The following is a 15,802-nucleotide window of genomic DNA, read 5'->3' as shown; positions in this document are numbered from 1 at the left end:
TCGCGGCCGCTCACGCCGCGAGCGTCTTGCGCTCGCGCTGCCGCCGCAGCAGATGCACGCCCGGCAACTGCACGTCGACCGGCTCCAGGCTCACGTCCACGCCGGTCACCGCGCGGTACGAATGGATGTACGCCTGGATCTCGGGCCGGAAGAAGGTGGCCCAGTTCGATGCATTGACCGGATCGTTGATGGAATTCCAGTCGCCCCAGCGGATCGACGAGACGATCTGCTCGCCCATCGTCGCGAGCTGCCAGAACTGGAACGTGTTGGTGTCGCCCCAGCCCTGCAGCTTGCGCATGCTTTCCACCGAATGCATCCACGGTTCCGGGTACGCGACCATCGCGCGGCGCGGCAGATACTCGCGGAACTCGGTACGCGCGAGCAGCCACTGCTGCATCAGCATTTCGATGCGCGAGGTCGTCGGCATGTCGAGGAACTGGTTGTGCGCGCCTTCCGAGAGAATCAGGTGGACCTCGCGCAGCGCGTTCAGGATCGGAAAGCCGTCGGGCACGACGGTGGTGTCGTCGGCCTGGCGGAAGAACGGCACGCACAGGTTCAGCAGCGTGTGGAAAGCTTCGAGGAAGCGGCTGCGGTTGTCGGCGGTGCGCATCTTCGGCACGGCGCGGCCGAACAGCTGCAGTCCGTATTGGTGCGCGTATTCGGCCGCGCGCCGCTCGATCGGCAGGCGATGCGGTTCGTCCTGCACCCAGCCCCAGATCAGGTTGTTCAGCGGCCGCAGCGCGTCCAGTTCGAGTTGCGCGAGCGGATCGCGCGGGCCGCTGGAGATGTTCTGGAAGCGCCGCGAGACCGCGTTCATGGTCTGCACGAGTTGCAACTCTTCCATCCAGTAGCTCCAGATCAGCTCGACGAGCGGCGGCCGCAATAGCTTGGCGGAGAAGTCGTTGTTCCAGCGCGAAAGCCACAGACAGGTGTCGCCGCACTGATCGGGCTGGCCGCGCAGAAACTGCGCCTGCGTCTCGACCACCTCGGCCGCGCCGGTGCCTTGCAACTGATTCACCACCCGCTCCAGATACGGCACGGTCGCATCCGTGCTGGCGCCGGTCTCGTCGAAATACTTGTCGACCAGACTCGGGAGGTCCGCCGTGATGTCGAGGCCGAGCCGTTCGTTGGCGATGCCGATCGCGCGCGCATCGGCGGCGAGCAGCCTCGTGACGGCGATCGCGTCGGGTTCGGTCGGCACGATCGCGCCCCACGTGACGACGAACGCCTCGGTCGCGACCTTCAGCGCGCGATACGCGTCGGTATCGGTGAACGGCAGGAAGCGGCGCCGGCTCAGCTTCGCGGCTTCGGGGTAGAGCGGCTGCGGCTCGTTCGCCGACGCCGGGAAGAACAGCAGGTCGAGATTGCGCCGGTAGTTGTCCCACGAAAGCATCTGCGAATTGCGCTTGACGAGAATCCACAGCGCGATGTCGGCGGTCAACGGACGCGTCGTGCGGCGCAGCGTGACGGGCGCGGGCTGGCCGAACGCCTTGCTGACGTCGAGCACGGCGGAGCGATCGGCGATCTCGTCCGGCACGTCGGGCAGATTGCCGGCGACCGGATTGGCGCCGCGCCCCAGCACCGGCACCGGCGGCGCGGCCGGGTTGTCCAGCCGCATCATTTGCGGCACCGTGTCCGCCGCGGCGGCGGGCAGTGGATCGGCAGCCGGCGGCGCGAGCGCGACGGGGTCGGCTGCCGGCACCGGGAGCGCCGGCGCGGGCGCCGTGGCCGGTGCGGTGAACGAGCCGGTCAGCGTGACGTGCTTGCCGGTGATCAGCTGCGCGACGATGCGCTGCTGCTCCTTGACCGGCGTGTCTGGCGTCACGAAGGCGGCGATCGTGTCTTCGAGGATGACGAACAGATCGCCTGCATCGCGCTCGGCGCGCGCTTTTTCCTTCAGCACGATCGTGATCGAGCCGCCGATGCTCGCGCCGGGCGCGGCAGTCTGCGGACGGTGCGGCGTGTAGTCGTCGTTGCGCACGAGCAGGCCGAGGCCGTCCTTTTCGGTGGCGTGCAGCGTGTCGGGCGGCATCTGCACGGTGAAGCTGTGCGGGCCGGCCTCCTCGGCGTGCATCGGGTCCGCTTTGAGGCGCAGCACGTCCTGGAAAGTCTTGGTGGTCATCGTGTCTCTCCTTCAGAGAATCATGCGTAAGCGGCGAGGGGCCGCTCGTGCGGTTTGCGCTGGTTGAGCACCACGCTCAGCTGCGCGCTGCCGGCGCGCCACGGCAAATAGCCGGCGAGCGCCCAGCGCTGCAACAGCTCGGCGATCACGCGCAGCTCCGTTTGCGCGGGCAGCAGGCCGCTATAGCGCGCCTGGCCGAGCACGGCGAACGACAGCGTCGGATAGTCGGCGAGCAGTTGCTGGGGGCTTGCCTTGACGTGCTGCCAGCGCGCCAGCAACGCATCGGGATGGCGGTCGGGCAGACTGAGCGCCGCGCCGATGGTCCGGCCGTGCAGCGCGGGCGGCCGCAGCGCGAGCAGCATCGCGACGAAGGGCGGCATCGCGCGGGACAGCGCATCGAACGACGCGCGCTGCGCGGGGTTCATTTGCGAGCGCGGGTAGAGGCGTTCCCAGACCGCTTCGAGCGCGGACCATTGCGGATGCGGATAGAGCGCGCGGCCCATCGCGATGGACAGCTTCACGCGAATCCACGGCGCTGGATGCGGATCGTCGAGATCGATGCGCATGACGAACGCGCGCGGCAAGCTCACCACGCTCATCAGCCCGCACGTCGCCGCGATGCCGACCCGCGACACCGCCCACAGGTCCGCCACGATCTCGCCGATCCAGCGGTCCCACGCGCGCCACAGCGTGGGCCCGCGCGCGAAACGCGACGGCGATTCGCGCTTGTAGGTATCGGCCAGTTCGAGCAGCGCCGAAGCCTGATGTCCGACCTCGTGAAACAGCGAGGCCGCGATGCCGGTGCCGACCATCCGCTCGCGGGGCATGCGAATCACCGCCACCGGATTGGCGCCGCCGCCGGGCAGCCGCGTGCGCGCGCGCCGGATCGCGCCGCCGTGGCCGCGCTCGACGTAGCAGATCACGGCCGGCGGTTCGAGCGGCACGCCCGGCTGGCGCAAGCCGTCCTGCGCCGCCACGTCGAGCCCAGCGAGCCAGATGCCGGTGCCGTGCTGGCTGCGCTGCGTGAGCACCTCGGCGAAGATCTCGAAGTGGGTGAGCGCCGCCTGGAATTGCAGCTTCAGCAGCGCATAGCGGCGCTGCGCGTGCGCGACGTTCGACGCGCTGACCGCGAGGCCGCGCAACTCCCGCAGGAATTGCGCGATGCGCTTGCGCAGCTGCCGCCGGGCCGCCTGCATGTGCCGCTCGATGGCCGACATCGCCGCGTCGCTGACGTTCGCCGCGGGGACCATCGGCATCTGTAGCGCGTAGGGAAGCTGCGCATCGAGGCGCGCGCGGATCCCGAGCACCTCCTGTTCGAGCAGACGCAGCGCTTGCATGCACGAGTTCATCGCGGCGGCCCCGGTTGGTTAGTAAGACGAGCGATTTGGGGCGAGATAAAGAATGATCGCCCGGCCGTTGCGGGAACGCCGCCAGGTGCCGTGATGCGCGATCCCGGTGGCTACGCTCGTGCCGCACGAGGGGCAGGTGGCGGCGCTCGTCGTGGCCGCGCTTGCGGGGGCGAGCGCGGCCGTCGTGCCCATCGTCCCGTTCATGCCGGGCGCGCCGTCGTAGAGCGGTTCCGTGCCGTAGCTCGTGCCGTAGCCGGCGCCGTAACGGGTCGGCAAGCCGGTGCGCGCGGGCGGCCCGAAGATCGGCATCGGGCTGGGCGTCCCCGTTCGACCGGCGGCCGCCGGGCCAACGCCGGTGTTGCGCGAGATTGCGCGCATCGCGGGCAGCAAGCCGGGTGCGACCTGACGCGCCGCGCGCAGAAACGCGATGCGGGCCGCGCGGGCGGGCGGCACGTTGGGCGGCATCGATACGAGATGGTGGGTCGCATGCCGGCCGATACGCACGAGCCTGCGCGCCACTTCGAATTCGCGGTCCTCGTTGCTCAGGCCTTCGAGTTCGAGCCCGAGCGCGCTGCCCGCCATGCTCGCGAGCTTGCCGCCGATCACGCCGCCCGCGCCGGGCACGACGAAGTTGCCGAGTGCGCTGCCGACGATCGGCAGCGCGGACTTCGCGGCCGAGCGCAGGATCCCGCCGAGCGCCTTGCCCGCCGACGACTTGGCGAAATTCGTCGCGGCCCTGCCGATCGATTTCACGAGGCCGCCGAGAAACTGCTCCATCTCCTGTTCGTTGCTGACGGCGAGCAGTTCGGCGGCAAGCTCCATCTCCTGCATTTCGCCGGAGACTTCCGATTCGAACTCGTTTTCGAATTCGTTCTCGCCAAGCTCGAATTCGCTTTCCAGTTCGCCCGCGAACTCGCTTTCAAATTCCTGCGTTAGTTCGCCCGACGATCCCGCGACCAGCTCCTGCTCAAACTCGTTGTATCCGGGACCCCAGGCGGTGGGCCGAGAACTTCCGATATCGTGCATTTTTCGCTCCTTTCTGCTGGGTTGGCGAGACGCGAAGACTCGCATGCACGATCGATTGCGAGGACCGTGCCACCTGCATGGACCGGTGGGATTCGTTGACTGGGCGGGGCCGCCGCGATGCGGGCGGCGGCGCGGGCGCGAAGCGCGCTTCGTTTCGAGGGCGCCGCGGCAGGTTGCAGGCGAAGCTTGCTTCGCGTGCATGGCGGCGGCGGTGACGATGACGACGTTCTACGCGCAGCGTAAAGCCGGCGACGTGCCCGCGACGCTCAACGGCCTCCGATTGCGCCGTTGGCGAAGCTGACCCAGATCACCTGCTCGAAGACATGGTCGAGCGCCTTCGTGTACTGCTGCGCATCGATGTCGAACTAGCTCAGGTCGGCGTGAATGCGCTGCGCGGTGCGGTCGAGATCGTCGTCCGCCAGCCAGGAAAGGGCGCCTTGTTCGGGTATCACATGATCCGCCGCCGTGCGCACGAGTTCCGCTGCCTGAGCGGAACCGCTGTCCTCCAGCCTCGTGGCGACCTCGTGCAAGACGGTGCCCAAGCCCTGTTCGCCGCTGCGATACGCTGCCGACTTGGCGACCGTGCGCCACTTTTCGAGCTGGGCAAGATAAATGTTCAGCAACGCGCACTACAGGGCCGCTGTGGTTATCGGCGCATCACTGCGACGATCAGGCAGTCAGGCCAGATCGTGAACCACAAGGCGGTGCAACGCCTGATGAGGCACCTAAGGCAACGCTTATGTGGACGCCTCCCGGATTGCAAGCGGTTTTATCACATTGGCTGGTAGGTAAGGTCGCACGCTTATGTCCGGCCTGTTTGCGCAGGTCGTGATGCCTGCTGGCCTCTATGGAATGCGCTGGCGGGGTCCTCATCTGATCATCGAACACAAAGGTTCATATGCCTTATCGGGTTATCCCTGCCCCGGTCCAACCTGTTAGCCAATGTGGGTCTATCGCTTGCGCACCTCGATGAAGGAAGTAGGTTAATTCACTGGTTGTGACATCAGTTCGTCAGTCCGGCCGCTTGAATGGGTTGATATCTGTCGGTGTGCGCCAGGACGGCCCAGATAGTTCTGGCTAGCGTCAGCGTCGCCCACCTGAAACGCCGCGGCCGCGCGCTGAAGACTCATCGCCTGCTCCTTCAGCGACTGTGCTGCGGCCGCCGCCTGCTCGACGAGCGCCGCGTTCTGCTGCGTCATGCTGTCCATCTGCGTGACCGCGAGATTCATCTGGTCGATGCCGGCGCTCTGTTCCGCCGCGGCCGCGGCGATTTCCTGCACGACACCGGTCACACGCATGATCGCGTCGCGCGCTTCGTCAATCGTCGAGCCGGTGTTTTCGACCAGCGCTGCACCACTGCCGACGCTGCCCACCGCATGACTGATCAGCTCGCGAATTTCCTTCGCCGCGGCCGCGCTACGCTGCGCGAGGCTGCGCACCTCGCTCGCGACGACTGCGAAGCCGCGGCCTTGCTCGCCCGCGCGTGCTGCCTCAACCGCAGCATTCAGCGCGAGAATGTTGGTCTGAAATGCGATGCCCTCGATCGTCGCGATGATCTCGACCATGCGACCCGATTCGTTCGAGATCCCCTTCATCGCCGCGACGGCCTGCGTGACCATGTCGCCGCCGCGGTTCGCGATTTTCGCGGCGCAGGCCGCAAGCTCGCTGGCAGTGCGCGCGTTGTCTGCAGTCTGGCGGACCATCGCCGTCATCTGCTCCATGCTCGACGCAGTTTCCTGCAACGACGCAGCCTGGCTCTCGGTGCGCGACGACAGGTCCGCGTTGCCGTTCGCGATCTCGTTCGCGCCGCACGCGACGTTGTCGGACGCATCCTTGATCTGGCAGATGGTACCCGTCAGCGCGTCGCGCATCCGCTGCATTACGTGTAGGAGGCTTGACGTGTCGCCGTTGCGCGTGCGGATCGCCACCGTCAGGTCGCCCGATGCGATCGCGTCCGCCACGTTCGCCGCATAGGCCGGATCGCCGCCGACCGTGCGCGCGATGCTGCGGTTCGTCACCGCGACGAGCGTCACGAGGACCGCGGACACGGCCACGAAGATCGCGCCGATCAGCCACAACGACGCCATGAACGCAGAGTCGATGTCGTCAACATAGGCGCCGGTTGCGATGATCCAATCCCACGGCGCATACCGCACCACGTAGCCGATCTTGCCGACCGCCTGTGTCGAAGCTGCGCCAGGATGCGGGAACACGTAGTCGACGAAGCCGCCGTCCGGCGCCTGTGCGGTCGACGCGAACGTCACGTAATGGTGACGGCCGTCGGCATCGGCGCTGTCCGCGAGATCCCTGCCTTCGAGTGCCGGCTTGATCGGATGCATCACCATCTGCGGCTTCGAATTGATCACGAGGAAGTAGCCGTCTTCGCCGTAGCGGACGCCGCGCAGGCGTTCGAGTGCCTGCTTGCGGGCATCCGCCTCCAGCAACGCGCCGCTTTGCGCCAGCGCCGCATACTCCGTCACGATGCTGAGTCCAACGTGCGCGATGTTCGTGAGGTCGTGCTTACGTTCTTCGATGCGCGTCTCGCGCGACTGCCACGCCGCCGATACGGAGACGGCGAGCAACGCGACGAGGCTGATGATCAACGGCAGCCAAAGCTTCTGCGTAAAACTGAGCTTGTGCATCCTGAGTCCTCGTGCAGACGAAAGGAAACCGCCCTGCCGTGGGAAGTGGCATGTGTATGGGCTGCTCCGGGCGGCGCCAGCGGAAATGTCCGGCGGCCACCCAAGAGTTTCCTGCTCGAGTTATCGGCGGATCCGAGCAAAAGTTTCATCCTGTGAAACCCTCGGTTACCACCTTGCCTAGGCGCATCGGAGAGCCCTTGTGCGCCGACTCCACGGAGCGTCATCAGGCACCAGCCGGCCATCTTCTGCCGTTCGACCTTTCTCTCAAACCGACATTAGAACGTCGGCTCCGCCCCGGACAATGGACGTCGGCAAGCTGATCGTAGCTGGCGCGTTTATCGGTGTGATTGTCCGACGCAAGGAGACTCGTGGGTATAAAAAGTGCACGTTTCGTCGAAGCGTTTGTTCAAGCATAGGTTGACGTTCCTGCGGTCCTCCTGACCGCTTGAGAGGCACCCATGGACCGATTGCAAGGTTTGGCCGATAGCACTAGCGCGTGGCCTCGGCGCGCGCTGATCGCGCTTTTGGCGGCGGTCTGTCTTTCCTGTGGTGGTGGAGGTGGAGGTGGTGGTGGTGGTGGTGGCGGCGCGGGCGGAGCCGGCGCGAGTGGGGGAGCGGGCTCCGGCGGAACATCGGCGAGTGGTTCTGGCGGAACATCGGGGAGTAGTTCCGGAGGAATGTCTAATGGCACGGCATCGATCGCGTGGATCGGTACCTGGGCTGTCGCACCATGGGTCACTAATGCACCGGGGTTTAACAACGAGACTGTGCGCCAGATCGTGCACACCAGCATTGGCGGTTCTGCCGTGCGTGTGCAGTTGTCGAACCTTTATGGGAGCGAGGCAGTCGTGATCGGCAACGTTTATGTTGCCCTGCGTGACAGCGGTCCCATTACGGTCGCCAGCAGCACGAGAACGGTGACGTTCGGAGGCCAACAAAGCGTGACTCTGCCCGCAGGTGCGTCAATCGCAAGCGACCCTGTTCCCTTCGACGTGCCGTCACTCGCGGATATTGCCGTCAGCCTGTATCTGCCCGGCGGAACGCCACCGCATTCGACTGGCCACGACGGCTCGCTACAGGACGTCTACGTCGCGCCGGGCAACGTCGGTGCCGATCCGAGCTTCACCGGCTTCACCCCTAACCCTGCCGGTCAGGCATACTATTTTTTGACGAACGTCGATGTCCAAAACGCCAAGGCAACGGGCGCGGTGGTGGCATTTGGCGCGTCGATCACTGACGGGTCTGCATCCAGCAGCAACGCTAATCGCCGCTGGCCGAACGAGCTTGCCGTGCGCCTGTTCGACGCCGGCATGGCGGTCGGTGTACTGAACGAGGGAATCAGTGGCAATAACTTTTTCACCGATGGCTGGGGCGAAGCGGGCCTCAATCGCTTCATTCGCGACGCGTTGGCCCAGCCGGGAGTGAAGTGGACTATCGTCTCCGACGATGCCGTCAACAACCTCAACACCGAGACACCAGCCAGCGCGCAGGATCTGATCGCCGCGTTTCAAACGTTGATCGCCCGCGCGCATGTGGTCGACGTCAAGGTTATCTGCTCTACGCTGACGCCGTTTCGCGGCACGCCGTTCTGGACACCCGCGATCGAAGCTACACGGGAAGCGATCAACGCGTTTGTGCTGAGCCCGTCGAGCGGCTGCGATGCCGTGCTGGACCAGGCTCGCGCCGTGAGCAATCCCGCTGACCCAACCTCCTTCCTGCCGGCTTTTAACAGTGGTGACAACCTGCATCCGAACGACGCTGGCATGCAGGCGATCGCCGACGCATTGGACCTTGATAGCCTCAAGTGATGACGTCATCTTGGGTTTCTGAACCTGCGTGCGCATTCCTCAGCCAACGACGCTGGTGGTCCGATACCTTTATGGCAGGACACCGTCGCGCCATTCAAACGATGTCTGCGGGGAAATCGAGGCCGTTCACAACCGTTGGCTTGTTAAAGGACAGTTAGCAGCGGTTAGCGAACACACGCCCACGCCGTGGGTCGCATAGAGCAACCGCCGCCGTTAACCGACTTGCTCTCCTGTCGAGACACAACAACGCGTGCCAGTGACGAGGTTTAGTGCAGCAACGGCGAGCCTGCCTACGAGAATCGCCATCAAGTTGGACAAGCCAATTAGAGACACGGACAAGTACCAGCCAGTCAATATGAACGACCGAATGGCCGTTTGGGCGTTGGAAGCTGCCGGTGGAGCCGTGGTTGGTCGAACGGCAGAGATGGGTCGGCACGAGCCTGTCGCGTCACGCAGTACCCGGTTAGGAAAACTCACTACACGGGCCGCGCTGGCCCACTTCACCGCGCGACTGGTTCAGTCGATCCGCCCGAGGCCTGGAGTTCCTGAGTCCGTATCCAACCCACAACCTGAAGCGTTTTGGCGATTACAAGCTGCGCATGAGCAGGCCGCAGGAAGGCTGGACCCGCGATGCGCTGTTGGCCCAAGGCCGCCCATACTGCGGGACGGAACGGCCCAGTATCTCAGCCCGGATGATGCTAGGCTATGGCGAGTCCGCGGGGATGGTCAACTCGCATGGGCATGGCCGTTGTGCGCGTCCCGCTTCAGTCAACGGAAAGAACAGGAGGGTGTATGAAAATTGGCATCATTGGCGCGGGGAATATAGGGAGGGTGCTGGCGCTGCGCTGGGTCGAACAAGGGCACGAGGTGCTTATCGGCAACTCGCGCGGGCCGGATACGCTCGCCGATGTCGCCCGCGAAACTGGCGCGAAACCAGCCGAACTCGCGGATGTGGTCCGCGGTGCAGCAGTGATCGTGGTCACGATTCCCGAAAAGAAGGTGCTCGATCTGCCTGCCGGCCTGTTCGACGACGTGCCGGAAACCACGGTTGTAATCGATACTGGCAATTATTATCCACGCGAGCGCGATGGCCGCATCGACGGGATCGAGTCCGGAATGACGGAAAGCGCGTGGGTCGCGCAGCAGATCGGCCGGCCAGTAATCAAGGTGTTCAACAGCATCTACGCGGATCATTTGCGCAATCTCGGCAAGCCGGAAGGCGCACCCGGGCGGATTGCGCTGCCAGTCTCGGGCGATAGCGCCGACGCCAAGGCGACAGTGATGCAGCTCGTCAACGAAGTGGGTTTCGATGCCGTCGATAATGGCGGTATCGACGACTCCTGGCGTCACCAGCCCGGCACGCCAGTCTATACGACGGACTTCGACACTGAAGGCCTGAAGGCCGGCTTGCGGAAGGCGGATCGAGCTCGTACTTCGCAGTGGACGGCCACGGACAAGAGCCCCGGCAGCTTCGATCAGCCTGCTTGAAGCCAGGCGACGACAGACTTGTCGAAGTCCGTTGCCGCGTGCTGGAAAGACGCGGCCAGTACGAGAGGTCCGTTGTGTGCTCGAGAGCGGACCTTTGGCCAACACGGTCGCAATAGCGGCTATGGGTCGGCTATCGCCCACCGCCGCTTGACGCAAACTGGGTCTCCCTTCCCTTGAAAGGAGATCGTGATGGAAGCGACAACCAACAACAGCGTCGCGCGTGTGCCATGGAACAAAGACAAGCTGACCGGGCAGAAGCCGCCCGCTGAAGCTCAGGGAAATCTGGGCCATCCGGATCAGGCTGCAGCTCGGGGCGAAAACCCGTGATCTTGCGATGTTTAATCTGGCGATCGACAGCAAGCTGAGGGCATGCGACCTGACTAAACTACGAGTGCGCGACATCTGCCTCGGCTCCCGCGTTGCGCCCCGGGCGACTGTGATGCAGCAGAAGACGCAACGACCCGTGCAGTTCGAAATCACTGAGCAAACCAGGGAGAGTGTGGAAGTCTGGATAAAGGCCGCAGGGCTCTCACCTTCTGACTTCCTGTTTCCAGGCCGGATTCACGAATCGCCCCATCTATCAACGCGTCAGTACGCGCGACTCGTGCATCGCTGGGTACGCTCGATCGGTCTCGACGACACGGCATACGGCACGCATACGATGCGCCGGACGAAGGCATCATTGATATATCGCCGGACGAAAAACCTCCGTGCCGTACAGTTGCTGCTCGGACATACGAAGCTGGAGAGTACCGTTCGATATCTAGGCATCGAAGTCGACGATGCGCTTGAGATGGCCGAACAGACCGAGGTCTGAGCGGCAGGCGGCCGGCCTGCGATCGTTCGCTGTCCGGCCACTTTGAGACACTCGACGCCGCCGCTTAAACTGTTGTCAATCATTCCTCCCGAGGCGAAGAAAATGACAACTGAGATCGAACTCTTGAGGCCTACGACCGCGTTGCTGGCAAGCTACGTTTCGGCCCTTGAGGCGGGATGGTCACCTGACAATGTTCGTAAGGAGGTCGCTGCGCGCGAACAGTTGAATGCTATCGAGCTGAACGCAGAGGCATTCGTCGACGGGCTGGATGATCCGACCGCATCAGGCGGCCCGATTCCTTTGCCCGATGGCTCGACCGTTGCCCGTCTTCCAAGCATCATCCGATGGATTTGGGACGGCGATGTTAGCGGTGCGATCGGATTTCGTTGGCAGGCTGGATCTGCCGAATTGCCGCCGTATGTGCTCGGACATATCGGCTTCTCAGTCGTGCCGTGGAAGCGAGGCAACGGCTACGCCAAGCAGGCGCTCAATTTGATGCTTGGCGAAGCGAGGCTGCAAGGCTTGCCCTACGTGGAACTAACGGTTGATCCTGAAAATATAGCCTCACAGCGGGTGATCGCAGCATGCAGTGGTGTCCTGATTGACCGGTTCAAAAAGACCGCCGCCTATGGATTCGCGGAAACTCTTCGTTATCGCATTGAGCTAGACGACTGAGAAACCTGTCGGACCCTGTTCGGCCAACTCCGGAGATTGATCCATCTCTGTTGGATCGGCGACAATTCAAGCCCTGCACACGCCTATACGATGGAGCATCATGAGTGGCATTCAGCTAAGCCGAGTGATCCGTGCCGACGCCGCCGATTTGATCGCCGCAAAATCAGCAAGTCAGGACTATCATCTGCCTTGGGTCACATCCTTTACCGATCAATCGGGCTTCGATAACTGGTTTTCAGGTTGTCTCACCGGGTCGAACGTCGGCCTCATTGCGCGTGAAGTGGCATCGATTCAAATTATCGGTGTGGTGAACATTAACGAAATAGTAATGGGCGCTTTTCGCAGCGCCTATCTCGGGTATTACGGAATGTCGAACTTCGCCCGGGCAGGGTTGATGACGGACGCGGTACGGGCAGCTGTGATCTATGCTTTCAGCGAACTTGGATTGCATCGGGTGGAGGCAAATATTCAACCAGGGAATATCGCGTCGATCGCACTTGTGCGGCGGTTGGGTTTTAAACAGGAAGGTTTTTCTCCTCGCTATCTCCGCATAAATGGCGAATGGCGCGACCACGAGCGATGGGCGTTGCTGGCCGATATGCCCGGTTAGACACAGCCGCCACTCAAAAAAATAATGTGCTCACGCAGAAATTTTTTTTGTGCCAATATTGACAGCATGGAACTTCGTAACGTCCCGAGCAAGGCCCACCACCATCATCACGGTCGCTATCCGCTGCGCCGTGGGTCGTTACGTCCATAGCAAGGAATTCGACCTCACGGTCCATTCCATGTGCAAACGACCAAGGCGCTTAAGGCGCCTTTTTTTATTTCCCCACCATCAAGAGCTGAAGATGACCGACTCGATAAGCTATCGCCGCGCAACCGTGGACGACATTTTGAAAATTTGCGAGTTGGGTCAAATCTTGAACGCGATCCACCATCAGGCACGTCCTGACGTCTATGCAAACGCCACTGAAGAGTTCGCTCGAGACAAGCCGCACTGGCTATCTAGCCTTCAGGGAGAAGATCGAGCCATGTTTCTCGCCGAGCATGGCAGCACGGCGGTCGGCTTTATCACCGTTCAGGTGATGCAGCCGACAAGTCCACTGTTGCAACCGTTGACCGTTGGCCGCATTGGCTCAGTCGCTGTTTTGGAACGACTGCGGGGACGCGGCGTCGGGAGCACGCTGATGAAACTTGCTGAAGAGTGGGCACGAAAAAACGGTGCCAACGACATGAGGCTGACCGTTTGGGCGTTTAATGAACAGGCGGTCGATTTGTATCAGGAACTTGGCTACGAGCTTCGTGCGTTCGAGATGGGAAAGCAACTGCCTATTGCTGGGGATAGGCCAGTCGCATGAGGCGATGCTCGGCCACGAACGGTCAGTCTATATTCGTGCATAGATCGTGGACAATTAATTGTTCACGTGAAACTTTTGAAACCTCTTTTATCTGTTGCGTCTTTCCGAAAACGTTCTTGGAGCATTCAATGCGGATTAGAACCACCTATTTGAAAGTGTCGGACATGGAACGCAGTTCTGCTTTCTGGGAAAACCTGTTGGAACGCGCGCCGAACCGCAGGTCGGATAAGTGGACCGAATTCTCGCTCGGTGAAGTCCGCTTCGGGTTGCTGCTAAATGATTTTGGCGATGAGTTCGTCGGGAGCGGATGCGTTCCTGTGTTCGAATTTGACGTATCCGCCTTGCATATATTTCTGGATCGCGCCAAGGCTTTCGGGGCAACAGTCGCTCTCGACGGGCTAAACAATGAAGCCATGAAGAGCATTGTGTTGGTTAGCCCTGATGGCCACGAGTTCGAACTTTGCGCATGTCACGACTAATCGGTTGTTCTACCCCGAAAATCTAGGCCCGCGTTGCCCGTCGCGAGTGTCCGTTCCTCAGGGCGTCAACGGGCTGTTGTGGGTCGGCTCATGCCTTTTGCATAGCTCGCACGCCCGAGTCGATCGTCGCGCTCGTTCGTCGGGCGCTGGTCGGCCACTTTGAGACGTTCACGTCGTTTTCCTGGTCGACTGCTTGCAAGCCTGCTACGGCCAGTTGCCGTGAGCAAATGGTTGTTGCACGGGCTTCGTTTCCGACAAGTCAAAGGCGCGGACAGGGCCGCCCGCATGGGGTCCTACGGCGCGCGCATGGCTCGTGCCGATCCGTAAGCAATGGTCGCCTGATTTCGGATCGACCCACTCAGCGCCAATGCTACGAGCAACACGCGATGTTGCGATCGCGCGTCAGATAGTTGAACGGAAACCATCAACCGATGTGGAGCGGTCCGAAGGAGTAAGCAGCGGATCCCAGCCTTTCGCGGAGAGAGGATTACTGCGGGCGATTCGCCGGGCTCTCCTGATTCGACGCGAGACGATGGTCGCCGAGGGTGGATTCACGAGCGGCGTGGAGGAGGCGAACTCCGCATCCAATGCTCCCGTCGATTTTTGACCACTGTTGACAAGTAAAAATACAGCGACTTAGACTTGGGCCATACCTTGAGGCCCGACAAAGACGTCCGCCCGAGGACCCGGCACAGAAGCCCCCTGGCGAACCAATGGTTCGCCAGGGGGTTTTTTTTCTCCGAGTTTCCCCTGTTGTTCTAGCGCTCACTTCTACTTCTGGAGAACCCGCATGTTGCTGAAGCCGTCGGGCTGGATGCGTCTCGCCCTCACCGCAGGACTTGCACTGACCTCGCTCGCCGCGAGCGCCGCCGATCCCGTGAAAATCGGCTTGCTGGAGGATGCTTCGGGAAATTTCGCGCTGGCAACGATTCCGAAGATCCACGCCACCCAGCTCGCGGTCGATGAGATCAACGCGAAGGGGGGCATCCTCGGACGCCCGGTGACGCTGATCGCCTACGATACGCAGTCGGACAACACCAAGTTTCAGGAACTCGCGCGGCATCTCGTCCAGACCGACAAGCCCGACGTGATTTTCGGCGCGTTCTCCAGCGCCTCGCGCGAAGCTATCCGGCCGATCATGGACCGCGCGCATCAGCTCTACTGGTATGACAATCAGTATGAAGGCGGCGTCTGCGATACGAACACCTTCGTGACCGGCGCGGTGCCCGAGCAGCAGTTCTCGACGCTGATTCCGTGGATGATGCAGAAATACGGCAAGAAGGTGTACACCATCGCCGCCGACTATAACTTCGGGCAGATCTCGGCGGAGTGGGTGCGCAACATCGTGAAGGAGAACGGCGGCACGATGGCGGGTGAGGAGTTCATTCCGCTTTCCGTATCGCAGTTCGGCCAGACGATCCAGAACATCCAGAAGGCGAAGCCTGACTTCGTGGTCACGCTGCTGGTCGGCGCGAATCAGGCGTCGTATTACGAGCAACAGGCATCGGCGCATCTGAACCTGCCGATGGCGAGTTCGGTCAACGTCGGTCAGGCGTATGAGCACAAGCGCTTCAAACCGCCTGCGCTCAAGGACATGTACGTTACGGCAAACTACGTCGAAGAAGTCGATTCGCCCGCGAGCAACGACTTCAAGAAGCGCTTCCATGCCAAGTTCCCCAACGAGCCGTATATCAATCAGGAAGCGGCGAACGCCTACGACGCCATCTATCTCTACAAGGCCGCGGCGGAAAAGGCCAAGTCGACGAATCAGGATGCGGTGCGCAAGGCGCTGGAAAGCGGCGACATCTGCACGACAGGTGAGCAAGGAAAGGTCTGTATCGATCCGAAGAGCCACCACGCGAGCCACACCATCTATCTCGTGCACGTGAAGGAGGACCACTCCGTCGAGATTCCGAAGGTCTGGGACGACGTGCAGCCGTATTGGCTCGGCAAGGTCGGTTGCGATCTGCCGAACAAGCCGGACCATCGTCAGTACACGCCGTCGAATCTGCCCAAGAAGTCCTGATCCGAAGCC

Annotated in this window: 12 protein-coding genes and 2 pseudogenes; 9 read left to right on the top strand and 5 right to left on the bottom strand. The window is 62.4% G+C overall.

The features are described from left to right. Nucleotides 1-10: 10 nt before the first annotated feature. The 4 genes from OKW44_RS05950 to OKW44_RS05935 form a co-directional block, all read right to left on the bottom strand. On the bottom strand, nucleotides 11-2,122 hold the full coding sequence (locus tag OKW44_RS05950) for a hypothetical protein (protein WP_051103797.1): 2,112 nt from the start codon (nucleotides 2,120-2,122) through the stop codon (nucleotides 11-13). Between the two features lie 20 nt (nucleotides 2,123-2,142). After that, nucleotides 2,143-3,459: a hypothetical protein gene (locus OKW44_RS05945; RefSeq protein ID WP_018421026.1), complete on the bottom strand. Its 1,317-nt coding sequence runs from the start codon at nucleotides 3,457-3,459 to the stop codon at nucleotides 2,143-2,145. A gap of 30 nt (nucleotides 3,460-3,489) precedes the next feature. Then, nucleotides 3,490-4,497, bottom strand: a complete 1,008-nt coding sequence (locus OKW44_RS05940) for a hypothetical protein (RefSeq protein ID WP_018421027.1) — start codon at nucleotides 4,495-4,497, stop codon at nucleotides 3,490-3,492. Nucleotides 4,498-4,862: 365 nt separating this feature from the next. Next, entirely contained in the window at nucleotides 4,863-5,120 is a 258-nt protein-coding gene (locus tag OKW44_RS05935; protein ID WP_018421029.1) for a hypothetical protein, read from the bottom strand. A 9-nt stretch (nucleotides 5,121-5,129) separates the two neighbouring features. On the opposite strand from OKW44_RS05935, the pseudogene OKW44_RS05930 reads away from it, so the two are divergent. Next, a pseudogene (locus OKW44_RS05930) lies at nucleotides 5,130-5,228 on the top strand (IS3 family transposase); the annotation flags it as partial. 252 nt (nucleotides 5,229-5,480) lie between these two features. Here OKW44_RS05930 and OKW44_RS05925 read toward each other — a convergent pair. Beyond that, nucleotides 5,481-7,139 carry a methyl-accepting chemotaxis protein gene (locus tag OKW44_RS05925; RefSeq protein WP_018421030.1) on the bottom strand — a complete coding sequence of 553 codons (1,659 nt, stop codon included), beginning with the start codon at nucleotides 7,137-7,139 and terminating at the stop codon, nucleotides 5,481-5,483. Between the two features lie 458 nt (nucleotides 7,140-7,597). Here OKW44_RS05925 and OKW44_RS05920 point away from each other — a divergent pair, with 458 nt between their 5' ends. From OKW44_RS05920 to OKW44_RS05885, 8 genes and pseudogenes are all read left to right on the top strand, one after another. After that, nucleotides 7,598-8,947 (top strand): GDSL-type esterase/lipase family protein, encoded by a 1,350-nt coding sequence (locus OKW44_RS05920; protein ID WP_026225912.1) that lies wholly within the window; start codon nucleotides 7,598-7,600, stop codon nucleotides 8,945-8,947. 792 nt (nucleotides 8,948-9,739) lie between these two features. Then, nucleotides 9,740-10,435, top strand: coding sequence for an NADPH-dependent F420 reductase (locus OKW44_RS05915; RefSeq protein ID WP_018421032.1), 696 nt, complete (start codon nucleotides 9,740-9,742; stop codon nucleotides 10,433-10,435). Nucleotides 10,436-10,624: 189 nt separating this feature from the next. Next, nucleotides 10,625-11,252: pseudogene (locus tag OKW44_RS05910) on the top strand (tyrosine-type recombinase/integrase). Nucleotides 11,253-11,354: 102 nt separating this feature from the next. Beyond that, nucleotides 11,355-11,927 carry a GNAT family N-acetyltransferase gene (locus OKW44_RS05905; RefSeq protein ID WP_018421033.1) on the top strand — a complete coding sequence of 191 codons (573 nt, stop codon included), beginning with the start codon at nucleotides 11,355-11,357 and terminating at the stop codon, nucleotides 11,925-11,927. Nucleotides 11,928-12,027: 100 nt separating this feature from the next. Next, nucleotides 12,028-12,537, top strand: coding sequence for a GNAT family N-acetyltransferase (locus OKW44_RS05900; protein WP_018421034.1), 510 nt, complete (start codon nucleotides 12,028-12,030; stop codon nucleotides 12,535-12,537). Between the two features lie 241 nt (nucleotides 12,538-12,778). Beyond that, a complete protein-coding gene (locus OKW44_RS05895; protein WP_018421035.1) occupies nucleotides 12,779-13,288 on the top strand; it encodes a GNAT family N-acetyltransferase in 510 nt (169 codons plus the stop codon). A 128-nt stretch (nucleotides 13,289-13,416) separates the two neighbouring features. Next, complete coding sequence (locus OKW44_RS05890; protein WP_018421036.1) at nucleotides 13,417-13,767, top strand: VOC family protein; 351 nt, start codon at nucleotides 13,417-13,419, stop codon at nucleotides 13,765-13,767. A 790-nt stretch (nucleotides 13,768-14,557) separates the two neighbouring features. After that, nucleotides 14,558-15,793: an urea ABC transporter substrate-binding protein gene (locus tag OKW44_RS05885; RefSeq protein ID WP_018421037.1), complete on the top strand. Its 1,236-nt coding sequence runs from the start codon at nucleotides 14,558-14,560 to the stop codon at nucleotides 15,791-15,793. Nucleotides 15,794-15,802: the final 9 nt, after the last annotated feature.

The sequence above is a fragment of the Paraburkholderia lebeckiae genome (assembly GCF_050436325.1).
Classification (GTDB): Bacteria; Pseudomonadota; Gammaproteobacteria; order Burkholderiales; family Burkholderiaceae; genus Paraburkholderia; species Paraburkholderia tuberum.
Note: the sequence above shows the minus strand (reverse complement) of the source record. Positions and strands in the feature narration are given on the sequence as shown.